19 protein-coding genes are annotated in these 26,614 nt (G+C 65.8%); 6 read left to right on the top strand and 13 right to left on the bottom strand.

Annotation, left to right across the window (positions count from 1 at the left end):
* Window positions 1–48: 48 nt before the first annotated feature.
* The 3 genes from ON19_RS13345 to ON19_RS13335 are packed head-to-tail and all read right to left on the bottom strand — an operon-like array spanning window position 49 to window position 5,792.
* The gene (locus tag ON19_RS13345) at window positions 49–2,670 is read right to left on the bottom strand and encodes an aminotransferase class III-fold pyridoxal phosphate-dependent enzyme (RefSeq protein ID WP_043690932.1); all 2,622 of its coding nucleotides are present in this window, start codon (window positions 2,668–2,670) and stop codon (window positions 49–51) included.
* 25 nt (window positions 2,671–2,695) lie between these two features.
* Entirely contained in the window at window positions 2,696–3,736 is a 1,041-nt protein-coding gene (locus ON19_RS13340; protein WP_043690931.1) for a 3-oxoacyl-[acyl-carrier-protein] synthase III C-terminal domain-containing protein, read from the bottom strand.
* 1 nt (window position 3,737) lies between these two features.
* Window positions 3,738–5,792, bottom strand: coding sequence for an AMP-binding protein (locus ON19_RS13335; RefSeq protein WP_051168830.1), 2,055 nt, complete (start codon window positions 5,790–5,792; stop codon window positions 3,738–3,740).
* A 340-nt stretch (window positions 5,793–6,132) separates the two neighbouring features.
* Here ON19_RS13335 and ON19_RS13330 point away from each other — a divergent pair, with 340 nt between their 5' ends.
* From ON19_RS13330 to ON19_RS13320, 3 genes are all read left to right on the top strand, one after another.
* Window positions 6,133–6,762 (top strand): 4'-phosphopantetheinyl transferase family protein, encoded by a 630-nt coding sequence (locus tag ON19_RS13330; protein ID WP_218006406.1) that lies wholly within the window; start codon window positions 6,133–6,135, stop codon window positions 6,760–6,762.
* 15 nt (window positions 6,763–6,777) lie between these two features.
* Window positions 6,778–7,923 (top strand): hypothetical protein, encoded by a 1,146-nt coding sequence (locus ON19_RS13325; protein ID WP_043690982.1) that lies wholly within the window; start codon window positions 6,778–6,780, stop codon window positions 7,921–7,923.
* 62 nt (window positions 7,924–7,985) lie between these two features.
* Window positions 7,986–10,175, top strand: a complete 2,190-nt coding sequence (locus ON19_RS13320) for an MMPL family transporter (RefSeq protein WP_083899343.1) — start codon at window positions 7,986–7,988, stop codon at window positions 10,173–10,175.
* 7 nt (window positions 10,176–10,182) lie between these two features.
* On the opposite strand, the gene ON19_RS13315 is transcribed toward ON19_RS13320, so the two are convergent.
* The 9 genes from ON19_RS13315 to ON19_RS13275 are packed head-to-tail and all read right to left on the bottom strand — an operon-like array spanning window position 10,183 to window position 22,395.
* Entirely contained in the window at window positions 10,183–10,500 is a 318-nt protein-coding gene (locus tag ON19_RS13315; RefSeq protein ID WP_043690925.1) for a RedY/HapK family protein, read from the bottom strand.
* A 15-nt stretch (window positions 10,501–10,515) separates the two neighbouring features.
* Window positions 10,516–11,676 (bottom strand): L-prolyl-[peptidyl-carrier protein] dehydrogenase, encoded by a 1,161-nt coding sequence (gene redW, locus ON19_RS13310; protein WP_043690923.1) that lies wholly within the window; start codon window positions 11,674–11,676, stop codon window positions 10,516–10,518.
* 5 nt (window positions 11,677–11,681) lie between these two features.
* The gene (locus ON19_RS13305) at window positions 11,682–14,402 is read right to left on the bottom strand and encodes a beta-ketoacyl [acyl carrier protein] synthase domain-containing protein (RefSeq protein WP_051168827.1); all 2,721 of its coding nucleotides are present in this window, start codon (window positions 14,400–14,402) and stop codon (window positions 11,682–11,684) included.
* 7 nt (window positions 14,403–14,409) lie between these two features.
* The gene (gene redH / locus ON19_RS13300) at window positions 14,410–17,073 is read right to left on the bottom strand and encodes an undecylprodigiosin ligase RedH (RefSeq protein ID WP_043690919.1); all 2,664 of its coding nucleotides are present in this window, start codon (window positions 17,071–17,073) and stop codon (window positions 14,410–14,412) included.
* Window positions 17,070–18,122 (bottom strand): SAM-dependent methyltransferase, encoded by a 1,053-nt coding sequence (locus tag ON19_RS13295; protein WP_051168826.1) that lies wholly within the window; start codon window positions 18,120–18,122, stop codon window positions 17,070–17,072. Before ON19_RS13295 ends, redH begins: the two co-directional genes overlap by 4 nt.
* Window positions 18,119–18,946 carry a thioesterase II family protein gene (locus tag ON19_RS13290; RefSeq protein ID WP_218006405.1) on the bottom strand — a complete coding sequence of 276 codons (828 nt, stop codon included), beginning with the start codon at window positions 18,944–18,946 and terminating at the stop codon, window positions 18,119–18,121. The genes ON19_RS13295 and ON19_RS13290 overlap by 4 nt, the downstream gene beginning before the upstream one ends.
* 17 nt (window positions 18,947–18,963) lie before the next feature.
* Complete coding sequence (locus ON19_RS13285) at window positions 18,964–20,505, bottom strand: amino acid adenylation domain-containing protein (protein ID WP_051168825.1); 1,542 nt, start codon at window positions 20,503–20,505, stop codon at window positions 18,964–18,966.
* Window positions 20,502–22,139: an aminotransferase class I/II-fold pyridoxal phosphate-dependent enzyme gene (locus ON19_RS13280; protein ID WP_083899341.1), complete on the bottom strand. Its 1,638-nt coding sequence runs from the start codon at window positions 22,137–22,139 to the stop codon at window positions 20,502–20,504. The genes ON19_RS13285 and ON19_RS13280 overlap by 4 nt, the downstream gene beginning before the upstream one ends.
* A gap of 10 nt (window positions 22,140–22,149) precedes the next feature.
* A complete protein-coding gene (locus ON19_RS13275) occupies window positions 22,150–22,395 on the bottom strand; it encodes an acyl carrier protein (protein ID WP_043690913.1) in 246 nt (81 codons plus the stop codon).
* A 236-nt stretch (window positions 22,396–22,631) separates the two neighbouring features.
* Here ON19_RS13275 and ON19_RS13270 point away from each other — a divergent pair, with 236 nt between their 5' ends.
* On the top strand, window positions 22,632–23,531 hold the full coding sequence (locus ON19_RS13270) for an AfsR/SARP family transcriptional regulator (RefSeq protein WP_218006404.1): 900 nt from the start codon (window positions 22,632–22,634) through the stop codon (window positions 23,529–23,531).
* 139 nt (window positions 23,532–23,670) lie between these two features.
* On the opposite strand, the gene ON19_RS13265 is transcribed toward ON19_RS13270, so the two are convergent.
* Window positions 23,671–25,068: an ABC1 kinase family protein gene (locus ON19_RS13265; protein ID WP_043690965.1), complete on the bottom strand. Its 1,398-nt coding sequence runs from the start codon at window positions 25,066–25,068 to the stop codon at window positions 23,671–23,673.
* 174 nt (window positions 25,069–25,242) lie between these two features.
* Here ON19_RS13265 and ON19_RS13260 point away from each other — a divergent pair, with 174 nt between their 5' ends.
* Both ON19_RS13260 and ON19_RS43285 read left to right on the top strand, forming a co-directional pair.
* A complete protein-coding gene (locus ON19_RS13260; protein ID WP_043690963.1) occupies window positions 25,243–25,905 on the top strand; it encodes a TetR/AcrR family transcriptional regulator in 663 nt (220 codons plus the stop codon).
* 528 nt (window positions 25,906–26,433) lie between these two features.
* Window positions 26,434–26,614, top strand: a 181-nt coding sequence (locus ON19_RS43285) for an RsbRD N-terminal domain-containing protein (protein ID WP_043690910.1), incomplete at its 3' end; no start/stop codon positions are given.

Here is a 26,614-nt window from a genome sequence, read left to right as displayed (position 1 = left end):
TTCGCGATGGATCTGACGGCACCGCAGGCTGCCGTCCGCCCATCACTCCTAGGTGACGAACAACTGGTCGGCCAGCATTTCGTCGAGGCTCTTCTCGAAGGCGTGCGCGATCTGGTCGAGGTCCTCGACACCGTGCGCAGCGCTGATCAAGAAGCTGTGCATTTCGGGCAGGTAGACGTAGTGCTTGCGCATGTAATACGCCAGCGCGATTGTAGCTTTGAAGTTGCTGCCCGCCATCCGTTCCCGATACAGCCCTGCGGCGCGGTGGCTGAAATTCAGCGAGAAGATCGAGTGCTGAGCATTGATCCGGCAGGCGATCCCCCGAGACTGCGTCGCCTCTCGCATCAGCTGCGCGAGATGCTGAGTATTGGCTTCGAGCTGGGGATAGATCTCGGGGTGGCTGTCGAGGTGGTCCAACACCGCGAGACCCGCTGTGCAGGTGAGCGAATTGCCGCTCAGCGTGCCACCTGCGAATACCTTGTTCTCGTAGTCGTAGAACGGATCCTGCGAACTCTTGGCCATATCGATCAGATATCCCTTGCCGATCACCGCCCCGCACGGCAGCCCGCCGCCGATCACTTTGCCGAGGCAGGTGAGATCGGGGGGCACGTCGGCGAGCACCTGCGCGCCGCCGTAAGCGACCCGGAAACCGGAAACCACCTCATCGAAGATCAACGGGATATCGAGTTCGGTGCACAGGCCGCGCAGTTCGCGCAGGAAGTCCACGTTCAGTGTGACCACCGAGGTCGGCATAGGTTCCAGGACAACGCATGCCAGCTCGTCGGCGTGTTCGCGCAGCCGGGCCAGACCGGCGATATCGCCGTACTGCATCACGAGGGTGCCCGCGACCGCGGCCGGATCGGTGCCGAGCGAGCCGGCCACCGGTTCGGGACGTTCCTTGGTGCCGGCGAACCGGAACCACGAACTCACCATCGCCTGGTCGGAAAAGCCGTGGTAGTGCCCCTCGAACTTCGCCACCAAGGTCCGCCGCCGATATCCGCGCGCCATCCGAATGGCGAACAGCACCGATTCGGTACCTGAATTGCACAGCACTGCCTTCTCTGCGGCTGGAAAGGCGGCGACCAGCTTCTCGGCCAGCTCCAACTCCGGTGTGTTGCCGATCCCGTTCACCAGCCCCTTGGCCAAACCGCCCGCGATCGCGGCGTTGATCGCCGGATGCGCATACCCGAGCAAGTGCGGCCCGTAGCCGCCGGACAGGTCGATGAAAGTGTTTCCATCACAATCGGTCACGCTGCCGCCGACGGCTTCCTCGACGAACACCGGAAAGTTACTGGGGAAGAAGTAGCGGTCGATGTGCGTTGGCGCAACGAGCGTCGTTTGAGCGCGATCGCGCATGGCCAGCGACCCGGGCATCTGCTCCTGGAATTCGGCTTCGAACCGCTGCTCCACCTCGGCGCTCATGTACGGCGCGTAGCGATCGGTGAATTTTCGTGCATTCGACCAGATATTGATGTCGGGGTCGATCTGGGTCGCGAAACCTTCACCCGACAGGAAGACCAACTCCACCTTGGTGAACGTGGTGGTGTACCGCGCATCATAGCGGCGCAGCACCGCATTGACGTCGTTGAAGTAGGCAACAGTCGACCACCTGTTGTAGGAGATGTCGAAATGCTGGCGCAATACCTGCGCCATTTCCGCGTCGTAGGCTTCGCGGCGCTCGGCCAGGGTCGGCGCGGCGAGCACAAAGTGCCGAGTGAACCGCTCGACGGCAATGCCCCATTCTTTGCGGCTGCACGCGTAGTAGAATGAGGACAGACCCCACTTCTCGTCCTCGCTGAGCTCGGCGGTGACGCCGTAGTCCACCAGGATCACTTCACCGTCGGTGGTGAACATGACGTTGCCCGGATGCGGGTCCCCGTGGCAGATGCCGTGCATATACAGCATCGTGTAGATCGCGTCCTGCAGCCGCTGCGCGAGGCGCTCGGGGGGGACCCCCACCGTGGCGGCGTCCTTGCCCGGAATGCCCGCCATGTACTCCATCACCAGCATCCGCGCGGTGATGAATTCGTCGATCACCGCGGGTACTTTCACGAATGGGTGCGCCGCGAAGTTGGCGTGGATGCGCCGCTGTTGGGTAGCTTCGTGGGTCATGTCGGCCTGTGGCCGCAGCAGCCTGGCGACTTCGTCGAACCGTGTGGGCAGGTCCAGGTACCGCACCGGCCACGCCACGGCGTGGGCCACCCGCACCGCGGTCCTCAGTGACCTCAAGCTGTTTTCGATCTGGGCGGGCACCGAATCCTTGACCAACTTCACCGCGACCTTGCGGCCGTCGATCAGTTCGGCGATGTGTACCTGGGCGACCGAGGCACTGGCGATCGGCACCAGGTCGAACGACCGAAACCTCGATGCCAATGGGGCGCCGATCTCACGCTCAATGGCCCGCCGGGTCCGGTCCTCGCTCATGTGCGGGGTGTTGTCCTGCAACACACGTAGGTTGTTCACCCAGGCTTCGGGCAGCAGATCCGATCTGGTCGCCGCGATCTGGCCGATCTTGATGTAGATCGGCCCCATCCGCAGCAGAAAGTCGACGATCGCGCGGGCACGCCGCTCCTCCCGGTTGTCCTGCTTACGCAGACGCATCGAACCGATCGAGTACTCGGCAGCGCCGAGCGCCGCGCAGCCAACGGCCTTGGCGAGATGTGTGAGCATGTGACTACCCCGTTTCCGATGCTCGTCAATAGACGAAAGTGAATGCGCCGAAAGACATTCCGGCACTGCCGACCCAACCGACCGCGCGCTCACCCCGCTGCAGTGCACCGGCCGCGATCGCCGAGGCCATCGCGGCGGGCACCGACGCCGACACGATGTTGCCGGTCGTGGGGAAGATGTGATGGATCGCCTCGCCGAGCCCGACGCTGTCGGCCATCAGCTGCCACTGGCGCTTACTGGAGGCATGGGTGAACAGTGCGGAGACTTTCTCGGGATTCACTGCGAGACGTTGGAAGACATCCAGCGTGTCGGCCACGCCGACTTCGTGCATCTCCGCCCCGAACGAGCTGAAGTACCCGACGCCGTTGGCGGCCAGCTTGTCCGACGGTTCGCAGAAACCCTCATAGCCCGGCAACGTCACATTGCACAGCGGTGCCAGATCCGGACGGGAGACGAACCGGAAATCCCACGGATCATCCTCCGCGCTCAGTACGGTCGCCGTCGCGGCCTCCCCGAGGGTGTAGGCCGGGAAGATCGAGGCGAGCGCTTCCCGGTTGGGCAAGGTGAACAGGTGGGGGAATACCATCCCGCCCATCCGTAGACTGAACTCCGCATTGACGATCACCGCGGTGCGGTAGCGACCCGTCCGCATCATCGATTCCGCCACCTGTACGGCGCGCGTCCAGCTCATGCAGGCGTCGATGATGTCGAAGCAGTCCAGTTCGCCGAACCCGAGTGCGGTGGCGCAATGGTAGGCACCACCGGGTTCGATGAATCCGCGCCCGATACCGGTGTAGATCAGCAGATCGACCTCGGAGGCGCGCACCTGCGCCTGGTCCAGCGCGGTTTTCGTGGCGTTTCGGAGCAACTCGATCGGCCGCTCGCCGGCGTCGAGCCAGCGCCGCTCGTCCGAACCGGTGAAACGCAGCATGGAATCAATCGCGCGCAACGTGTCGTCGAGGTTGCCATCGAAGCCGCCCGAGCTGTGTTCGGCGATCATCCGAAGGATATCCGCGTTGGTCACCGTGCGCGACGGCAGACCGGCCGCTACAGAACGAAGTCGCATCTCACATCCTCGCGGTCGCGGGGCTCAAGGCGTCTGCAATAGCTTCCACCATGTCCTCGACGGTTCTCGAATCCCAGATCAGTTCCGCGGGGAACCGCTTACCCGCCCAGGTCTCGAGGCTTTCGTGCAGATCGATCTGGTCGATCGAGCCGAGGCCGTGGTCGATGAGCGATCGGCTCAGATCCAGGGCGGATCCGTCGGTGCCTGGGCGGTCCGACATCCAGGTCCGCACCTGCTCGATCAAACCGAGCCGCATCAGCTCGCTCATGCTCCGCACGCCGGATGAATCAGGGGCACTGTGCTCAGTGGTGGTTTCCGTCATTGTGGTGGTCACGCCTTCCCAGCGGTGTATCTCGGATAGTCGGCCGGCTTGAAAGTCGTTGCGGCACTCCTGGCGGCGCAGTTTTCCGCTGGTAGTACGCGGTATCGTGCCGTGGGCGATCAGGACGACCGCCGCCGGATGGACGCCGTGCCGCCGGGCGACGAGCTCCACCATCGCGACGGCCAGCGGCGCCGGCTCGGTCCCGCTTTCCGGCCGGTACTCAGCCACGAGAACCAGGCCCTCCTGCCCCCCTCTCTCGATGCCGAAAGCCAGGACACTGCCCGCCCGCAGTGCATCGTGCCCGTCGGCCAACGTGCCCTCGATGTCTTCGAGGTAGTAGTTGACACCGTTGACGATCATCATGTTTTTCACGCGGCCGCAGATGAACATCTCGCCCGCGTACACGAACCCGAGATCGCCGGTCCGCAGCCAGCCGCGGTCGTCGCCCTCGATCCGGGCGCCGAAGGTCCGTGCGGTGTCCTCCGGCCGCTGCCAGTAGCCGGGCGACACGGCAGGCCCGGCAACCCAGATCTCGCCGACCCGGCCGTCGGGCAGGGGAAACGCGGTTGCCGAGTCGACGATGGCGAGCTCGGTGGACAAGGCGGTGACGCCGAGGCCGACACAGTCGACGCCATCCGCGGCGGCGGTCGGTTCGGCCTTGCCGAGACCGAGTGCCTGTCGATCGAATCGCACCGCCAGGCGCCTGCCGCGCACATCGGCGCACGTCACTTTGAGGGTGGCCTCGGCAAGGCCGTACCCGGGCGTAAGCGCGGTTGCGCTGAGCCCACACTGCGCGAACGTGGCCTCGAAGCGGTCGAGCGAGGCCCGGCGCACAGTCTCGGCGCCATTGCTCAACGCCCGCCAACTGCTGAGGTCCAGTGCAGCGCGCTGCTGCGGTGTGGTTTTGTCCACGCACAGGTCGAGTGCGAAATTTGGTGCGCCACTATGGGTTCCGTGGTAGGCGGTAATGGCGTCGAGCCAGCGGACGGGGTTCTTGACGAAGGTGGACGGTGCCATGAGTACAGCGCTGCACCCGGCGTAAACAGGCAGCAGGATACCGGTGACCTGTCCGAAGTCATGGAAGTGTGGCAGCCACGACACGATGGTGTCGTCCTGCACGACCTGCCAGCAGTGGGCCATGTCCGCGCTCTGGTGCAGCGCCATGGCGTGGTCGATGATCACGCCCTTGGGCGTGGCCGTGGAGCCAGAGGTGTATTGCAGGTAGGCGACGGTGGAGCCGTCGACTGTCGTCGCCGCCGGTTCCGGGTCATCGATACTCACCAACGCATCGGTGGCGACCCGCGGCAGGGCGGCGAACGAGTGCTGCGTTCCGTACGCGGATGGATGCAGGACGATGTCGTGCGTGGTCAACACAGCGGCGGCGGCGCAATCCCGTGCGACCGCGTCGATCTGTTCGGCCCGGTTGCGCGTCGGCTCGTACAGCGGCACGGCGATCACGCCGGCGTAGAGGCATCCGAAGAACGCGGTGACATAGTCCAGTCCGGCCGGGTACAGCAGTAGCGCACGGTCGCCGCGGTCGAGCCGGGTGGCCAATCGGTCCGCTATCGCCCGGGCGCGCCGATCCAGCTCGCGGTAGGTGAGAACGTCGGATTCCCGACCGTTCTCATCGAGGAAAATATATGCACTGCGATCACCGAATTGCCGAGCTCGCGTGGCGACGAGATCGACCCAGTTGCGCGCGGCGACGACAGTATCCATGGACGAGGTCTTCATGCCAGCCCCTACGTAACGACCCGATATGCATTCGGCGAATCGAACACTCGCGGAATCGGGGTCGTACTTGATAATCGATTCGGACGAACTCCGGCCAAGCTACCCACGGAATCAACAGCAGGTCAATAGTTTCCGCAATCCTGACGAGGATCGAGCCTACCTGCGGTGACCCGGCACAATACGTCAGCAATCGGTCAGCGGAATCGTCAACGGCCGCATCGAGAATGACACCATTCACATACTGGAGATATCGGAAATGCCGCCACGCGAGAACTGCATACTGGATCCTGCGCGGCCGCTGCACATTTCACACACGGCCGCAGGGCCGACTATTGCCGTCGTGTCGACAAATTCGGTGACCACGGCACAGCACATGTCCGCCGCGGAGGCGGCCCACGCGGCGGCCTTGCCGACTCCCAAGCGGCGCGCCGAGTGGCTGGCCGGACGGCTGGCAGCCAAGCATGCCGTCCAGGCGTACCGGCAGCGACACTTCGACATCCTCGACGCCACCAATGACATCGTGGTGCGGACCATCGGCGCCGGGCCCCGCGCGGGTATGCCGGTGGTGGACGCCGCTGTCGGGATCAGCATCTCGCACTCCGGCGATCTCGCCATCGCGGCGTGCATGTCCGGTCCGGTCGGGATCGACCTGGAGCGAAACCGGGTGTTCTCGCCGCTGCTGGTGGCCGGGCTTGGGACCGCGACCCCCGCGGAGACCGGCGGCGGGCACTCGCGGCTCGACACGATGGGGACGCCGCTGCGGTGGGCGTGCCGGGAGGCGGTACTCAAGTATTTCGGGTTCGGCCTGCGCGTGGATCCCCGCGAGGTGCGGCTCACCCGGTGGCACCCGGACGGCGAATTCCAGTGGGCCGCGGGCCCGCACTTGCGGACCGCGGCCGCCGCCGACCGATGGCCGCAGCGTGCCTGGGCGGTCGAGCGCACCGGCTACTCCCTGGCCCTGATCTGGTAGAGCACGGAGGTGACCATGGCAATCCCGAGATCACGTCGGCAGGCGGAACTCTCGTTCAGCGCCGCGCTGGCGACGGCTGCGGACATCGCGGCACGATCACCATCCTCGCACAACAGCCAGCCGTGGGGTTTGGCACAGGTCGTCAGCGACCTGGCCCGCCGTCGCGCCGCGGCATTGTGCGCCGACTCCGACACCGGTGACGAGTTCCTGCTGCTCGCAGCCGATCGTGCCCGTGAGCTCGAGGCATTGCCCGCCCATCACGCGGAAATGCAGCTCAGCTGCGGGCTGTTCTGGGGACTCGCGCAGCGGGCGTTGGCCGCCCAGGGCTGGATGGTGCGCGCTGTCGTGACCTCGGCAGCCGCTGACCTCGGCATGTTCGGCCTCCCCGCCCACTGGCGTCCGCTGCGACTGATCCGACTCCAGCGCACCGGCGAGACGGCCGAACCCCTCACGCAGTTACGGCGTCTCGCCGTGGCGCGGCAGACCGATCGGGGGCCGTACCTGGACAAGCCAGTCCCGGCGGACGTTCTGGACATGCTGGTCCGCTGCGACGCGGAGGGTAGGCAACGAATTCATGTCCGGTATCTGACGTCCGAAGACGATCGAAACCGGTTTGTGCGCTTCGTCGCTCGCCACGCCGGCCGGGATTTCACGCACTCCGCGGCGTGGCGGGAGACACACTCCTTCATCCGCCGCACCGAGACCGAAGCACGGGATCGCGGCGACGGCTTCACCTACACGCACCTGTTCGGCCCGCTCTCCCGCCCACAGATTCTGCTGCGGCGCATCGTGCTGGCCCCCGTCACCATGCGGGCGCTGAGTGCGACCGGGTTCCCGCGGATTCTCGCCGGACAGCTCGCCGCTGTCGTCCGACGTTCCCCGGCGGTGGTCGCGCTGAGCCTGCCGGATTCGACCGCCGACGATGACGAGCTGCTCACCGCCGGGGAGATGCTCACCGATGTATGGCTGCGGGCCACCGACGCGGGCCTGGTGCTGCACCCGATCAGCATTGTCATCCAGCACGAGGACCTGCGCGCCCGGTTCCAAACGGAGTTCGCGCTGAGCGGGCAGGTGTTTTTCGTTGCGCGCCTGGGCTATTCAGCGCAACGTTTTCCCCGGGCACCCCGCCGGGATCCGGCCGCATCGTTGCGTGCGCTCTGACGAGCATGCGCATCCCGACTAGCGAGAGACACAGGATGAGACGCCACCACTGGGGTGCCCTCATGGCACGCCACCGCCGCTTGGTCATCACGGCCTGGGTCGTACTGATGATCGCGTGCGGCGCAGTTTTCCCGCTCGTGACCGGCCAGCTGAAGGCCCCGAACTACGGGGTGGACCAAGCGGCGTCGACGCGAGCCTCGACACTGGTCCAACGGCATTTCTCCGGCCTGGGTAACGAGCAGGACGTCATTGTGTTCGACAGTCCGGACGGCGCTGTCGCCGATGCCGGCCGGCGGGCCGTCGTCGATCGTGTGCTGGCGGCGGCCCGCGCCGAAACCGGAGTGGTCACCGTGGTCGGGCCGTTCGATCCGATCGCGAAGAATCAGGTATCCGAGGATGGGCACGCGGCCTTGGCGCTGGTCGGCTTGGAGGGTGACGCGAGCTCGCTGCCCGCGCGCGCGGCCGCCTTACAGCGGGCAGTCGCCGGGGCCGCCGGGGCGGGAGTGACGGCGAATGTGACCGGTTTCTCGCCGATTACGAACGATCTCACCGCGGTAGAGACCGCAGCGACAACCGAGGCCGAGTCGATCGGCCTGCCACTCGCGCTGGTGATCCTGGTGCTGGCCTTCGGCGCCGCGCTGGCCGCCGCATTGCCGCTGCTGCTCGCCATCGCCGGGCTCACCCTCACCTTCGGTGTGCTCTACCTGCTCAGCTTCGGGCTGACCTTCGACGCCTTCCTGATCACCATCGTCACGATGATCGGCACCGGAATCGGCATCGACTACGCGATGTTCATCGTCAGCCGGTTCCGCGAAGAGCTCGCCCGGCGCGCGATCACCGAACCCGACCCGGCGGCGATCGCCGAGGCCACCGGGGTCGCTATCGCCACCTCGGGACGCACCATCGCGTTTTCCGGTGTAGTGGTGGGCATTTCGGTGTGTTCTTTCTTCATCATGGAGTCACCGATCTTCCGGGAGGTCGGCACCGGCGTCCTCGTGTCGGTGATCTGCACGCTGATCGCCGCGCTGACGCTGTTGCCCGCCGTCTTGGCCGTTCTCGGCCCTCGGGTGAACAAGTGGCAGTTGCCCCCGAAATGGCGTCCCGCCGATGTGCGCTGGGACTCCGCTGCCGCGCATGGTCTGTGGGCACGCTGGGCGCATCTGGTGATGCGTCGTCCGGTCCTGTTCGCGACGGCGGCGGTGGCCGTTCTGGTGGTCGCCGCGCTCCCGATCGGGAGCCTGCGCTACGGCATCGATCTCGGTACCACGTCCATGGGCGACCAGCCGACGGCCCGGGCGCAGCTTGTTCTCGACCGTTCGTTCTCCCCCGGCGCGGTGTCCCCGGTTCAGGTTGTCATCACCGGGCCCGGCGACGACGCGCTGGACAACGCGGGCCGGCAGCAGGCCGATCTCCTCGCGACCACCTTGTCCGGGGATCACCGCGTCGGTGATATCGAAACCCTGACCAATGATGGCCGGATTCTGCTCAACGTGGTGCCGAAGGTAGCCATCGACTCGGGCGAAGCTATCGCCCTGGTCCGCCACATTCGCGATGACCTGGCCGAGGATATGCCGAATACACAGGTTCTGGTCGGCGGGGCGACAGCGGCTTTCGTCGATCTGTCCGACGAGACCACGCAGAAGCTGCCCTGGGTCATCATGCTGGTCCTCGGCATGTCGCTGCTGTTCCTGCTGGTGATTTTCCGCAGCATCGCCGTGCCCGTGAAAGCTGTCCTGATGAATCTGCTCGCGACCGCCGCGGCCACCGGGCTCACCGTCGCGGTCTTCCAATGGGGCTACGGCGCCGGACTGCTCGGTTTCACCAGCCCCGGGTTCTTGCAGGTCTACATTCCCATCACGGTGTTCGTGCTGCTGTTCGGATTGTCGATGGACTACGAGGTCTTCCTCATCCGCCGCATTCAGGAAGCCTGGGAGGACAGTCACGACACCGATTCGGCCATAGCCGTCGGCATCGAGCACACCGCACGCCCTATCACCGCGGCGGCGGCGATCATGGTCGCGGTCTTCGGTAGCTTTCTCATCGCCCCGGTCCCGGAGCTGAAGCAGTTCGGTTTCTCGCTCGCCATCGCCATCACCATAGATGCGACCCTGGTGCGCCTCGTGCTGGTGCCCGCGCTTATCAAGCTGTTCGGTGACTGGAACTGGTGGCTGCCCGCCGGTCTGGACCGCGTGCTCCCCCGTGTCGCGAAGCGGACGCAGGATGCCCCGTCGATGCGAGTTGAAAAACGCTGAGAAAGAATCAGGTAGCCGTGTAGCCGGGGTCCAGCCGTACCCCGGCGAACTCCTGCACCACCGACGCCATCGTGTCGAAGGCACTCACCAGGCCAGCGAAGGCCGGAGTGCGCATATCGGCTTCGAAGTCGGCGCGGCTGGTCACCTGGATGATCTCGAAATAGTGCCAGGGTTCGCCCGCGGACTGGGCCGCGCGCTGCACGCTGAAGGCACGGACACTGGGCAGTTGGGGACAGGTGGCGTAATCGGTTGTTCGCACCCATGATTCGAAGGTAGCTGGGTCGACACCGGGATGAAGCTGAATGAGATGAATGATGACCTGCATGGCTGGTCTCGCCTTTCAGCGCCGCCGGACCGGCCCGCGCCGTCCGAGTCCCAGTGCGCGCGCGATATTGTTCTTCTGAATATCATTGGTGCCAGAGAAGATTCGCGATGGCAGCGCGTCGCGGAGCAGCGTTTCGGCTGCGCCATCGGTGATCCCGAGGCCGCCGTGCACCCCGATGGCGTCCAGGCCGACTTGCACCGCCGCCTCGCTGACCGCGATCTTCGCCAGCGCCGGCCACACCTCGCCGCTACCGCCCCGGGTCAGGTCCGCGGCCGCCTTGAACAGCAACAACCGCGCGGACTCTACCCGCATGACCATGTCGACGATGCGATGGCTCACCGCCTGGAACTCGCCGATGGGCACACCGAATTGCACACGCTGACCGGCAAATTCAATGGTGCTTTCGAGGACCCGCCGCATAGCGCCGAGATAGACGCCGAACAGGCAGGTGCGCTCCCACTGCATGGAATCGGAGAACACCGCGGCGCCCGCACCTGGGCTGCCGAGCACGCAATCCAGAGGCACTTGGACGTGGTCCAGGTGCACCTCCCCCGTGGGCGAGCCGCGCAGGCCGACCTTGTCATAGGCCGGGCCCGTGTGCAGTCCCGGCGTCCCGGCTTCGATGATGAAGGTGGTCAATCCGAAGTATCCGCCGCCGGGGGTGGTGACGGCCTGCACGATGAACACATCGGCGACGGGTGCGTTCGTAGTGAATGCCTTGACGCCGGTCAGGACATACTCCTCACCGCGCCGCTCGGCGGTGGTGCGCATGGCGAAGATATCGGAACCGGCTTCGGGTTCGGTGATGGCGTGGGCCGCGATCAGTTCCCCGGAACACAACCGCGGCAGCCAGTGGGACTGCTGCTCGGGCGTGCCGAATTCGACGATCGGCATCAGGCAGGCGAACAGGTGTGCCGCCACCGAGAAGCCGAATCCAGTATCGGCGGTGCCGACCCCGAGGGCTTCCATCAGCGCGACCGCCGTCACGGCGTCCAGGCCGCTACCACCGTGCTCCTCGGGCACGGTCGCGCCGAGGATCCCCTGTTTGCCGGCGAGCTGCCATCGGCGCCGGAAGTCCTGTGGGGCGAAGGTTCCGGCGCCGGCCAGTTCGCGGCGGGCGAAGGCGGTCAGCGCCGCGCACATCGCCTCGGTGTCCGCGGGGAGATCGAAGTTCATCTGGCTCAGTCCTGCCCGTCTTCTTGGAGGAGAAGGTGATAGTTGATGCCGCCGGTGCCGAAGGAGCTCACACCCGCCCGGCGTGGCCTGCCCGGTTCCGCCTGCCACGGAGCCGACGCCCGAGGCAGCACCGCGGGGATGTCATGCAATGGCAAATCAGGGTTGATCGTGTTCAGGTGTGTGTTGTGCGGAAACACGCCCGCGCGCATGGCCTGTAGCGCGTGCAGTAATCCAGCTCCGCCCGCTGCCGCGAAAGTGTGGCCGATCAATGCCTTCCCCGAGCCGATCACAAGCGGGCGAGCACGCTGCGGTGCGGCGTAAACAGCTGCCGCGGCGGCGATTTCGACCCGATCTCCCACGCGGGTTCCGGTTCCGTGCGCCTCGAGATAGTCCACTGCGGCAGGCTCGTAGTCCACCTGCTCGAAAGCTGCACGCATGGCTCTGATCTGGCCATCGACAGAGGGCGCGATCAGCGATCTCGCGTCGTTGGCGGCGCCCACGCCGCGGATCAGGCCGAAGATCTCGTCACCGTCGCGCTGCGCGTCGGAGTGGCGTTTGAGTAGGAACAGCGCACAGCCGTCGCCGGGGCTGAACCCGTCGGCCTCGCTGTCGAACGGCGTGATCCTGGTAGGCGACAGCAGGCCGAGCGCCGAGCAGAGCACCAGATCGCGTGCTGTGCAGGCCAATTCGACACCCCCCGCCAGGGCGAAATCGACGCGGCCCGTCCGCAGGGCAATGACCGATAGGTCGAGCGCCGCCAGCGCCGACGCGCAGGCGGCCTCGACGGCCATGGGGACGGCGCGCAGTTGGTACTCGCTCGCGATGACACCCGCCACGCCGCTGGCGAGCCATCCGTCCAGGTCCGCGGGCACGAGCGGCTCCGCACCAGGGGCGTAGCCGCGGCGGGCACGCTCGAGAATCCGGGCGCGAGCGGCTGCGGGCAGATCTGCGAAGGCCTCGACATCGGCGGTAGCGGACTCCAGTTCGTGGAACGACCGATCGCCGGCCCGCCTGCGCTCCGTCGCCAGGCACAGCGTGCTCCCGATTGCCACGACACCGGTGCGATCGCGCAGCGCCGCCGTCCGCCCGTACCGGGTGAGCGTTTCGCCGGCCACCGACAGGGCGATGCGATGTGCGGGGTCCATCGCCGCGTAGCGGCGCGGGGGGATTCGCAGCGCGGCCGGTGGCCGATCCGGTATCCTCATGGCCGCGCCGATCTCGGAATAGCTGTGCGTGAGCGTAATTTTGCCAGGCGCGAAATAGAGGTCACGATCGAGCACGGTTCCGGGTACCGGGCCGATTCCTCCGCGGCCGGACCGGCTGTTGGACCAGAAGCTCGCCGCGTCCGCGGACCCGGCGAAAGCTCCGCCGAACCCGACGATCGCGATCGGTTCGGCGCTCATTGCCGGGCGGGAGCGCGCAGCAGTCACGAATCTGGGTGCTGGGTGGCCTTCGAGCAGCAGATAGCTGAGCATGCCGCCCAAGGCGGACCCACACACGGCCGCGTACCTGGACCCGGATTCCGTCTCGGCAGGCCAGCTTTCGTGGCTGGAGGCGATGCGGAACTGCGCACCCGGCGAGTCTGCGAGCCCCGCGCGCTGAGGCGGCATTGTGCGGTGATGCAGCGCCAGCGCGGCTTTGGTGACACCGGCAAGTCCCGCATTCGCGAAGGTGTGGCCAAGCCGATCGATGGCACTACCGAAGACCACCGAAGCCGACGCGGCGTCACCGAGCAACTGACCCAACCCCTTGACGTCGGCCGCCCCGACGGCCGCGATCCCCGGTCCTACGTTTTCGACATAACGCACCGCCGCCGGGTCCACCGAGCTGGCCAGATGGCACTGCTGGGCAAGCAGGTACCGCTCATCCGCCGTCGTCGAGTATCGGAATGCGCCACGGTGGGGTTCATGGCGCAGGACGCACTCGAGAATCGAGGCGTAGATGCGGTCGCCATCGGCGACGGCGGTCGATTGCCGTTTGAGCAGCAGCGCGCCGACCCCGTCGGACAGCGTGAAGCTCCCATCCTGGCTCGTAGTGAGACCCTTTGCGGCCAGGGCTTCTTCGATCAGCGAGCCTTCCCTGCGCTGACCCGTCACCACCAGCACCGCGTCGGAGGCGCCCGCGCGCAGGTTCGTCATCGCGGTGTCCAGTGCAACGAACGAGGTCGCGTCGGCGGATTCGAGTGCGATCGTGCGGCCGAGCAGCTGGAAGGTCGCCGCGATGCGCGCCGGGATCGTGCTCGCCATCTCGCCGACCCGATCGTGGCGCGAGGCGCCGAGGCGATGTGCGAGGCGGGTGTTCAACTCGCCGGTGAACCGACCGGCGATGCGGCGAACCCGATCGTCGTGGTCAGCCGCCGCTGCCCGCTCTAGTTCCCGGGCGTAGCGGGCGCTTTCGATTCGCAGCGCGTTCTTGTACTGGCGGTCGAGCCCGAAACATGTGCCCACCACGACGTCAGTGCGTTCGCTCGGCAACGGACGGTCCGGATATCCGGCATCGGCGAGGCACTGCCCAGCCGCCTCCACCATGAGTATTTGCATCCTGCTCATCGAGCCGCGCTGGACGGGCGGGATGCGGAATGCTGCGATGTCGATGTCCAGGTCGTCCAAACCCGGAGGCGCTGTCGCCGGTTCGGCGGTGACGAGCAGCTGCCAGAGCGCCTCCATGCCCCGGGCCCCCGGGTAGAGGCCCGCCATTGCGACAATCGCTATGGGCTCGTTCCGCATGGCCGTCTCACTCCTCGACGATTTCGACCACACCGCGGTCGCCGTCGACCATGATCAGGTCGCCGGTTTTGATCACGGCGGTGGCATGTTTGGTGTTGACGACCGACGGCAGCCGGAATTCGCGCGACACGATCGCGGAGTGCGACAGCATCGAACCGACATCGGTGACGATGCCGCCCGCGATGGCGAACAGCGGGGTCCACGAGGAGTCGGTGTACTGCGTTACCAGGATCTCGCCGACCTGTAATTCGTCGGCCTGCCAGGCGAGGTCCTCCACGACGCGGGCGCGCCCGATGGCGGTGCCGGGGCTGGTGCCGAGACCTTCGAGGCCGACGCCATCCTGGGTAGGCCGCACGGCCTGGCCGGGGTCGCATTCACCGACGAAACTCATTGGCGGCGCAGGCAACCGGGCGTAGTTCTGAAAGAGGCGGCGGGCCTCGTCGATCGCTGTGCGGGGGAAGATCTCGTGCGGATCGTCCTCGCCGGCCAGGTAGCGCAGGACATCGTTGAAGTTGAGGTAGGCGACCTCGTCGAGCGAGCGCAACACCCCCGCTGCGACCAACCGGACGCCCACTTCGTAGACGACCTCGCGAACCAGCCACACCGACGTGATCATCGACATCCGGGCGATCTCGCGCAGGGAGCTGCACTTCTCATAAAGCGAGATCACGGATTTCAGCGCGCGGCGTTTGATCCGCGGCAGCCGTCTCATGGCCGCGTCCATCTCGTCGGCGCGGGGGTCGGGGGTGGATTCGATGGCGTCGTCGAAGCAGAACCCATCCTCGGCGTAGCGGCGAATCATTTTGACCACGTAGGTCAGGTCATCGATCCAGCGCGGATGGGTGAGCTCCATCTCCTGCTGCGCCCGCGCGCCGTTCTCCCGCAGGAACGGCTCCATATGCGCCTTCCAGAACACCCGGCCCACCTGGTCGGCGCGCAGGCGTTCGACGACGTCCGCGACCGAACCGGACGTCATGATCCGGTGCACCCTTGGGCGTTGGCGCACGATTTGGGCGAGCTCCCACACTTCGCGCGCGGACGCGACAGTACGCAGGTTCGACATGTCTGTCCTCAAGCGGTTCTGCAACCGCTCCCCCGCCGCGCCGAGCCAGGTGCCGCACATCATCTCGAGCGCACCGTAGAGCGTGAACGCGTTGATGAAGTACGGCATGTAGCCGACATGCATATCGTGGAAAAAGGTCAGGCGGTGCTGCATTTCGGTGTGCAGGGCGCGGCGGTCGAGCGCGGTCAGGTCGAGGCCGCGGGCCCGATCGAACTCGCGCACCCGCGCAGTAACCATCCGGCGGGCGCGCTTGCGCATATCTCGCAGCTCGGTCACGGTCGCCTTGCCCCAGAACGCCGTCGATTTGGCGGTGGGGACACCGGTCCGGTAGCTGCCGAAGGGATTCCGATAGGCGGCCTGGTCGACGTCCTCGCTAGCGAAGCGTGCGGTGATGCGCTTCTCGTCCTTGGTTCCAAGGCTCTGGCTGAGCAGGTAGCTGGTGTAGGAGATGTTCAGGTAGACATAACCCTGGAGGTATCCCATCTGCACGGCGATGTCGCCGGTATCGCGTACACCAGTCGCCCGCACACAATCGCTGTGCACGTTGTACTGGTAGTACTCGGCGAACGAAATGCCCAGCGGTGTCATGACTCCGGTGAAGATTTCACCGATGTCCATCCGCGACCACAGGGTGCCCTGCTGCACGGTTTCGGACTGGTGATCCCTGTAGGGGCTGCGGCGCATGGGCTGCGGTGGTGCCACGGTGATGGGACGGGTCTGCAGCAGATACAGCGCACCGCCCTCTACCGCCCATTCGATGTCCTGCTCGGCGCCGTACCGCTCGCGCACGAGCACCGCCAGCGCGGCGAGCCCGGTCAGTTGCTCCTGCGACAGGCAAGCGACGCCGCGCAGCTCCTCGGGCACCTTTACCAGCTCCACGATGCCCGGTGCCACCGACACAGTCTTGGCGACCTTGTAGCGGACGTTCTGTTCGGTCACGCGTGACCCGGCCGGATCCACCGTGAACGAGTCGGCGCTTACCCGTCCCGAAACGAGTCCCTCGCCGAGCCCCCAGACCGCGTCCACCACGAAGCGGTCGGTTCGCCCGCTGATCGGGTCCCGGGTGAACAGCACACCGGCAGCCTCTGCCTGGACCATCTGCTGGATCACCACGGCGATTGATCCGGCATCGGCGGCGCCGCGGTAGACGGCCGCCCGGTCCGACCACAGCGAGGCCCAGCACGCCTTGACAGCATCGAGAACACCTGCGGCGCTGGAGATATTCAGCACGGTGTCATGTTGTCCGGCGAAGGACTGAGCGGCCGAATCCTCGCGGCAGGCCGAGGATCGCACCGCGACCCGCCGCGCGCCGAGTGCCGCATAGGCGTCGAGGATGGCGTCGCTGATATCCGCGGGAATCTCGGCGGTCAGCACCCGGGCTCTGACGGCGCCGGGCTCGCCCGCCAGCGCTTGGGCATCGAGGCCGATCTCGCGCCGGAAACGATCGAACAATTCGGTGGTGAGGCAAAAGGCCGGCGGTACCGGCAGCCCGGCCCGCATCATTTCATCGAGGCGAGCTCCTTTGCCGCCCAGCGAATCCGGGTCTGCGGCCACCGGGTCGCCGAGGACGACGATCAGGTCATGCGCGGTCTGGCGGGTAGCAGTCATGACAGGAGCTCCTCGGCGTCGGTGTTCGATGAGGACGGGTTGCGGCCGACGAACGAGTAGAACTGCTCACCGGGAATCAGACGGCGCACCTTGACATCGACGAAGCCCGCATCCTCGAACTGCTGGGCCAGTTCGGCGGAATCGGGCAGCGGGCCGCCGAAGTCGGCGAACTCGAACCACAGACCCAGCACTTCGGTGCTGAGATTTCCGCCCTTGCACGCGCTGGTGAGCAGAAGCCGCCCATCGGGTTTCAGCAGCGACCGCACGCGCGCGAGCAGCTCGGCGCGTTCGTCCGCCGCGAAGTAGTAGATGTTGTTGTGCATCGTGACGATGTCGAACAGTTCCGAGCAGGCAAATTCCCGCACATCGGCTCGCCTGACCTCGACGCGATCCGCCAATCCCCACTGCGCCAGATTGGCGGCGGCTGCCGCGGCGACCTCGGCCTGATAGTCGATGGCGACGGCGGTCAGATCGGGATTGAACGATGCGGCGTGGCGCGCGTACACCCCACTGCCACAACCGATTTCCAACAAGGTTACCGGACCGGTGCGGGGCAGCACGCTTTCAACCGCGTCCTCGAGGAACGGCTGCACGATCCGGCTGGAACGGGCGATGATCGAGCCGTCCTGATCCGACATCGTCAGCCTGGCACCGCTGCGCACCATGCCGGGTGCGTTCAGCAGGACCGGAAGATGGAAGCGCACCAGCTCTTCCAGCGCCGCGGCGACCGCGTCGTTGCGGGGCCGGGCCAGCGCTCTGGCCCGGCGGCTCGCCAACCGATAGCGACCGTCGGACATCCCGAGCTCGCCGAGCCGCACGCCCAGATCCAGCCAGGCGCGCAACAGCCGACGGTCACCCATGATTCCGACGGCGTCGGCGAGGGCGTCGGCATCGCGCGCGCCGCCGGCGAGTTGTTGCAGCACACCCTGGTCCAGCGCCGCGACCAGAAAGCTCGCTCTGTACAGCGGGGTGGCAAAGCTCCTGGCCAGCGACAACAGCAGCGGCAGGCTGCCTGCGGCGTTCGCTTTGGCCAGCGTGGAGAATTTCATCGGTGCATCCTTTGGCGATCGCCGGTGGGGGCCGTCGATCCGGGGGTGGAGGTGTAGCAGGCGAGGTCATCCCGCAGCCGGCGGAGCAGGCTGAACCGATGCGGGCCGACGAGATAGAAATGACCGCCGAGGAAATGCCCACGGCGCATCGAGCCCGTGGTGTACCGACGCCACTGGCCGGTCTGCTCCTCGTCGGCGATGAGATCGCCCTCAGCGGAGTACACGGTCAGCGGACAATCCAGCGGCGGCCGGGGTTGCGGCCGGTAGGTCTCGCACGCACGCAGGTCCGCGCGCAGGGTTGGAAGTCGGCGATCGAACTGTGATCTCGCACCGGAACCGAGTAGTCCACCCAGCTCGCGCACCCAAGCCAGGAGCTCGTCATCGGACAGTTCGGCGCCGAGTGAAGTCCCGTATAGATGCGGGGCCCGGCTGCCGGAGAAAAACAGGTGCGCGGGCGCGGGCGCACCTCGCTCGCGCAGCACGCAAGCCACCTCGTACGCCAGCAGAGCGCCCAGGCTGTGTCCGAAGAACGCGTAGCGGTCGAGGAAGCCCTGCTCGATCAGCGCCGTGGCGACCTCGCGCGCCAAGGCCCGGATATCGGTCGCGACCGACTCCCACAAGCGGAGTCCGCGCCCGGGCAGCAATACCGGAACGACATGGACTTCCGGACCAAGATGATCCGACCATTCCCGGAAAACCGACGGTGCGCCGCCCGCGTGGGCGAAGCACACCAGCCGGATAGCCGCCGGCCGTGAGTCGACGCCGGAGAACCACAGACCGCTCGGGTCCAGCGCCGGCCGTTGCGTGCGGAGTTCGAGTGGCACCGTCGGCATGGTCTTGCTCACCCGGCGAGACACCGATAGTCGATCTTGCCGTTGGCATTGCGCGGCAACGCCTGTACGCGGATTGCCTTGCGCGGAACCATGTATCGAGGCAAGTGCTCGGCACAATGACGTTTCAAGTCGATGAGCGTCGGCTCCGGCGCGCCGGCTCGGATCGTGTAGAAGACCACGAGCCGCGCGGCCGAGCCTTCCGCAGCGACGATCACCGCCGCCTCGTCGATCGAGGAGTGCCGCACAATCACCGATTCGATCTCGCCGAGTTCGGTGCGGTACCCGGACAGTTTCACCATCCGGTCCTTGCGTCCGCGATAGATGATGTTGCCGTCGACGCAACTCACGAGATCGCCGGTCGGGTGGCGGCGCTGCCGATGCTGCTCTGCCATAGGTTCCCGCTCCCGCCGCCAATATCCTGGGGTGACGCAATCGCCTTCGACCACCAGCTCGCCGAATGCGTCGGGCCCGTCGATCAGCAGCCCGTGCTCGTCGACGATCAGCAATTTGACATCGCCGACCGGTAGCCCGAGCGGCAACGGCTCCTCACAGGCCAGATCCTGGGCGGTCACCCGGTGATAGGTGCACACGTTGGTCTCGGTGGGGCCGTACAGGTTGTAGAGGTGTGTGTGCTCGTGCAGCAGCAGCGCGAGTTCGGCCAGTCGAGGTTTCGGATATACCTCACCGGCGAAGAGCACATAGCGCAGGCCGCGGACGGTCTCGGGCATCAGCGCACCGCACGCGGTCAGTAGAGTCAGGATCGACGGCACCGAATACCACACGGTGACACCGTGTTCGCGGATGCCGGCGGCCAGCGCCGCCGGATCACGCGCTTGCTCGTCCTCGATGATCCACATCGCCGCGCCGACCGATATGGCGACGAACAGGTCGAATGTACTGAGGTCGAAGTTGAACGAGGCATGGTTGGCGAAAACGTCCGCGGCGCCCACGGCCAGCTCGGCACATGCCCAGTCGATGAACGCACCAAGGTTGCGATGTGAGATCTGCACGCCCTTCGGCGTCCCTGTGGAGCCGGAAGTGTAGAGAATCGCGGCCAGGCTGGACGGCGTGATCGCCGCGCGCGGCACCCGGATCGCCTCGGCGCCGGCGACGAAGTTCGACCAGCTGACCGTCCGCACCGTCGCGACAGCGTCGCCGACTCGGTCGACGACCACCACGGTGCGGACCGAGTCCGGCAGTTCTAGGCTCGCGAGTTGGGGCAGGTGCCGCTCGTCAGTGACGAGCAGGATCGGTTCGGTCTCCTCAACGATCGTCGTCAGCCGACTCACCGGGTGCGCGCCGTCGACGGCGACATACGCACACCCGCGGTGCAGCGCACCCAGCATCGTCTGGACGTACTCCGGGCGTTTGTACATCCAGATGACCACGCGATCACCCCGCACGGCACCGAGTTCGCGCAGCCGGTGCGCTACCGCGTGCACCGCGGTGGCGAGCTCACCGTAGGTGAGCGTGGTCCGCCCGAGCAGCGCCGGACGAGCCGCGTGCTCGTCGGAATCGATATCCGGCAGGCAGATGACGCGGTCGCTCACGGCAGTACCCCGGTTTCCCGGCCCGCGTCGATGAAGATCTGGGCCGCCAGGTCCAGATCCTCCGGCGTGTGCTCGGAGGTGACGCTGACCCGCAACCGGGCCTCGCCGAGCGGGACGCCGGGGAAAACGACTGTCTGGCAGAATAATCCGCGCGCCCGGACCGCACGGCCCATCTCCATGGCCTGGCGCTCGTCGCCAACGACGATCGGCAAGATCGCGCTCCGAGTACGTTCCAGGTCGAATCCGGCATCGGTGAGGTATCCGGTAAGGCTACGAATATTGTTCCACAGCAAGGTGATTCGCTCGGGCTCGCGCTCCATCACGTCGATAGAGGCAATCAGTCCCGCCGCGACACCGGCCGGGATGGTCGCGGCGAACACATACGAGTTGGAGTAGAACCGCAGGTAATCGATCACCTCCTCGTCGCCGACGACGAAGCCGCCCATTCCCGCCAGGGCCTTACTCATCGTGCCGAGTTCCAGGTCGACCTCACCCTTCAGGCCGAAGTGCTCGGCGGTGCCCGTGCCCCGGGCGCCGAGGACCCCGGTGGCGTGCGCGTCGTCGACCAGCACCCGCGCACCGTAGGATCGGGCCAACCGGACGATCTGCGGCAGCTCGCAGATATCGCCGTGCATGCTGAATACACCGTCGGTGACGATCAGCATCCCCCGGGCCTGCTCGGCGCACCGATCCAGGACGCTCTCGAGATGTGCCATATCGTTGTGGCGGTAGATCCGGCGCAGCCCGCTGGATAGTTTCCAGCCGTCGACGATGCTCATGTGATTGAGCTTGTCCACGATGACCGCATCCTTGGCCCCCACCAGCGCCGAGATCGCGCCCAGGTTGGCGGCGTAGCCGCCCGGGTACACGATGGCGGCCCCGCGCCCTTTGAAGGCCGCGAGCCTGCGCTCGAGTTCCTTGTGCAGGTGGTTGGTTCCGCCGATGATGCGGCATCCGGTATTGGTGGCACCGAATTCCCGGGTGGCGGCGCAGATCGCGTCGATGACCTGCGGATGGTTGGCCAGGCCGAGATAGTTGTTCGAGCCGAACATCAGGAATTCGCGAGTTCGACCGGAGATTTCGTCGTAGATCCGGGCCCGGTTGGTGCACCGCGACCGCAGCGGCATGCCATACCAGTAGAGGCGCTCGGCTTCGCGATCACGGCGATGCGCGGCGAACTCCGCGGCCTTGGCGAACAGGTCACGTTCGTCGCTGACCAGGAAGTCGCGCATCGAGCGGCCATCCCAGGCCGTGATTCCGGCAGGCCCGATCGGATCCACCTCGCCGATCGCCAGCTCCGGCTCCGGCTCCGGCTCCGGCTCCGGCTCCGGCTCGGAGAACGTGCGGGGCTCCGGCGGCGCTGCGTCGGTGGCCGCACAGTCGGCGTAGGTTTCCAGTTCCCCGATCAGCGCGCCCAGGGTGGTGACCGAGATATCGGAGGTGAGATTGGCGGGCAGGGCCAATTGCTTCGCCGCGTCCCCGATGATCGCGATGAGCACAACCGAGTCGATACCCAGCTCGCCCTCGAGATCGGCCGTTGGATCGAGTTGGTCGCGCCGGTAATGCGTATGCCGCATGGCCGTCGCGATGACCACCTCGGACACCGAATCCACCGCCGCTGTCGTTTCAGCCATCGAATGTCCCCTACTTCCCGCGAATGCGCTCGATCAGGTCCGCGATGACCGCAACGGACCGGAAATTCTCCGGCCTGACCTCCTGGAGCGGAATGACAATCCCGAATTCCGCCTGAATGGCATGCACCAAATCGAATACTTCGGCAGAAGAGATGATGTTCAGTTCCAGCAGCGGCGTGTCCGCGGACAGTCCTTCACTTTTTCCATCCAGCCACGAATCGGCGATGCACTCCAGCAGGAAACCTTGTGCTGTCACAACTACTCCAATATCGCAGTCAGCGGCTACGGATGTCCCATAAACAATCCGACCTTGACCCACGACGCTGACGAAACCACTGACGGGCTACTGACACACCGCCCGGTGTCGTGTGACCACATTCCGACGCTGCGACAATGGTGACAAATAACCACAATGCCCTCTGTGTGATAGTTGTGACCCGTCATTAAAATCTTTCTCACCAGGGGAAATGTCGAGTAAAGAGAGGTTCGCCAATGGCGCTCAGCCTGTCCTGGGACGCACCCGCCACCACCGCCCGGGACGATGTGTGGCACACCGGCGCCGTCCACATCGATATACTCGGGTCCATTTCCATCGTCGCCGCCGACAGCCGCACAGAATTGCGGGCCGGCAAGATCCGAGCGATGCTGGCCGTTCTCGCCCTCAAGGCCGGGAACACCGTCTACTACAACGAGCTCACCGAAGAATTGTGGCCGGGCGAGCTGCTCAAGAATCCACGAAACGCAATTCAGGCGCAGGCGACGCGCATCCGAAAGACAATGGAGAAATGCACGGACGGGAGCGGGGAACCGATCGAGTTGCGCGCGGTGCAGAACGGCTACGTGCTCGACATCCCACGCGATGCCGTGGACGCCAACCGATTCCTCGATTGCACCACGCGTGGATTCAGCGACCTGGCCGCCGATCCGGTGCGCGCGCTGCAGTCACTGCAGCAGGGACTGCGGCTGTGGCGCGGGCCGGCACTGCTGAACACCCACGCCGGCGAACGATGCCGATCCGCCGCCGCCTTCCTCGAGGAGCAGCGCATCCTGGCCTGGGAGGATCTGGTCAGCGCACACCTGTTGCTCGGTAACAACCGCCAGGCCATCGTCGAACTGCAACGGCTCGTCGCGGCCGACCCGTCGCGCGAGCACCTGTGCGGACTGCTGATGCTGGCGCTCTACCGCACCGGCCGCCAGTCCGAGGCCCTGCATCTGTTCCATCGGACCAGACAGCGCCTGGATACTGAGCTCGGGGTCGAACCCGGCCGCGCGCTATCGCGCCTCTATGAGAGCATCCTAGCGCAGGACAGCACGCTCGACTCGGCCGCGGCGGTACTGAGACGTGCGGAAGTCGACCCGCGTCCGGTGACGAAGAACCGCCTGACAGCCTGACACGGTCGCTGTCAGCGGTCCAGCGCCAGTCCGTCTGATCAACCACGGCAGTCAGGCCAATGCTCACTGCCCGCCAGGAACATCGGTGAATATGAGTCGAGAGGCAGGGCAACGTCTTCGCAGTGCGGTGATGGTCTGGTCAGCGGTGGGAAGGTGGGCCCGACAGCCGCCCGGCTCGCCACCGTGCCGTCGCCCGCCCGATATCGGTTGCTGGAGGCTCGCCGTAGAGCCACTCACGGGCCAGGCGATGCCAATTGTTGGTCGTCTCGAGCTGACCGAGTGCAGCGAAGGTGAACAACTCCGCCCGCCTGGAGAACACGTGCTCAGCCGGAAGCAGCTGATGCCGCATACCCCGGAATTCGTCCGCCCTCGGGTCCACGGCGAGCACCACTGCCGCGGTAGCGAGTTCCGGGGTGATCGTGATCTCCTCGTCGAGCAACTGCCAACCCGAGGCGGCCCACACGTATTCCAGGCATTCCTGTGGCGTGACGCTCGCGTCCGGGTCGATGATGCCGCGTCCGACCCACGCCTGGTACAGATCCCCGGCACGGTGTTCCCCGGCGGCGAGCAGGGACGCACGCTCGAACTCGGCGTCCGCGGGATTCATCCGGTAATAGAGCCCGAAATCCACGAAGGCGAGGCGACCGTCCCTGTCCAGAAGGATGTTGCCGGGATGCGGGTCACCGCAGAACTCGTAGTCGGAGAACAGCGAACTGATGTAGAAGCGGTAGATCAGCTCACCGATCCGATCTCGGTCGGCCCCGGGCAGAGCCTGAATCTCTTGGAAGGACCTCCCTTCGACGAACTCTGTGACAAGAACGTGGTGCGTGCAGTGTTCTCCCACACTGTCGGGGACGGTGATGAAGGGGTGTTCGTGGAAGCGCGACGCGACTGCATGCTGAGTCCGCGCTTCGCGCAGGTAGTCGAGTTCACCGCCGATGTTGCGTGCGATCTCCTCCAGCACGGCGGCGTCGCCCGCGCTCGGCAGCACGGATCTGCACAGCTTGGCGAACAACTGCAAGTTACGCATGTCCGCCGCGACGGCCTCATCCACACCGGGGTATTTCACCTTTACCGCGACCATGCGCCCGTCATGCAACTTCGCCCGATACACCTGGCCGATCGAGGCCGCGGCCACCGGCGTCTGCTCGAAATCGGCGAACACTCGCGACATCGGCCCGAGATCACCTTCGATGACCTTCCGCATCGACCTGAACGGAACCTCCGGTGCGCGATCTCGAAGTTCGGCGAGCTTCACCCGAAACAGTTCACGGTGGGATTCGGGGACGAGGTCGACATCGAGAACCGACAGCATCTGGCCCAGCTTCATCGCCGCGCCCTTCATGCCGCCGAGCACTGTGACCATTTGCTGCGCGGCTTGCAGAGCGGACCGCTCGGCAAGTATCTGCCGGGCTTCGTCAGGCCGACCGATCATGGACAACCGAGACCCGACTCCACGCACAGCCTGCCCCGCGACCAGTCGGCCCAACCGACCGCCCCGCGCCAGTCGACCTCTGGGCAGCTGACCAGCCGCCATCAACACCTCCGTGAGCCCGCCCATGACCTGATATCGCGCGCCGCTGCGGTCAGCTGTGCCCGCGCTGTCGGCCGTGAATTCAATGGCCTAACAAACTACCCGAGCCGCAGTGACATTCGACAACTACAGTGAAATGAGCAAAGCTCAGTTCTCACCCAAGGACAGGGAAGTGTGATGCCGCAGAAGGCCGCCCCACAGCGCCGTCGCCCGACCCAGCAGCGCGCGAAGGAAACGAAGGAGCAGATCCTCGACACCGCGGCGCGGTTGTTCGGTGAGTGTGGAATCGCTGAAACCTCGACGAACCGGATCGCGGCGGAGGCCGGGTTGAGCATCGGTACGGTCTATCGGTACTTCCCCGATCGGACCGCGATCGTCGATGAGCTGCTCGAGCGCCTTCTCGAAAACGCGGAGCGGCGCTTTACACACTGGGTGTCGGACTTGTCGCAGCGCCCGATCCCCCAGCTGCTCCCCTCGGCTCCGAAGGTGCTCGGCGAGATGCTGGAACTGTTCACCGAAGAGTTGGTCGCCAACGCGTATCTGGTGCGCGCGCTGGTCGGCGGAGTTCAGTTCTACAACAGCGGCATCCCCGAGTTCGAACCGCGTCTGCGTCCGCTGGTCAAGGTGCTGTTGATCCAGCTCCTCGGCCCGGGAGACGATCACAAATATGACGTGATGGCATACGTGCTGATCAATACCGGCTTCACGGCGGTACTGCGCACAACGGCCCAGGAGGTCGACGACCACGAACGCCGCGAGGCCATCGCGATGACCGCACAGATGATCGGCGCATGGCTCGACGCCGAAGTACGGGCTGCTCAACTCCCCGACACTCCCTGAGCCCCGCAGCCAGGACCGGTCAGGACCGTGTCAGCGCGCCCTGCCAGTACCCCAGGAGCGCATGCCGATCGGCTGAATCGGGCATTCAGCACTGATCAACGGGCCCGTGAGCGCGGCCGCAAAAAGTGAGCGACTGTCTCGCAAAACCATTGGGGATATCTTCGAACGCTGTTACGAACGGCTTTCGGCGCAAGTCACCGCCATGATTCACCGACATCGAGCGGTCGGGCAATGAGGAGTAGAAGCTGAGCCCTTAATCACCTTATCGTTGGATCCCGACCGATCAAGGCCACAGGTCAATCGCGTTCCTCGCGGGAATCCGCGGCCTCGCGCGGCTGCGGACCGGACCATCGGCCGGAAGAACCGCAGCAACTAGGCGGAAGGGAGTCGACGATGACAACCACTGGGGCACTCCGGAGTGCGTTGACCGTCTCGGGCAAACCGATGTCATTACCCACACAGGACCTGCAGGGGGTGTCTCGGCAGCTAGTCGAGCACTTCATCGACAACGTGACAACCTGCGCCACAATGCCCGGTGACATCATCGCCGGTGATGTCACGGCCACCACCCGGGTCTGTCTCGAGCTGTCGGTCAGCATGCTGGACGGGCAGGATATTCCGGCGAAGACCGGCCGGCTGGCCGAAGCGGCGGCCGATTGGGCCCGGGAGGGCGTGCCGATCGACACGATCCTGCATTCCATCCATGAAA

The organism is Nocardia abscessus NBRC 100374, from assembly GCF_000308455.1.
Lineage (GTDB): Bacteria > Actinomycetota > Actinomycetes > Mycobacteriales > Mycobacteriaceae > Nocardia > Nocardia abscessus.
Note: the sequence above shows the minus strand (reverse complement) of the source record. Positions and strands in the feature narration are given on the sequence as shown.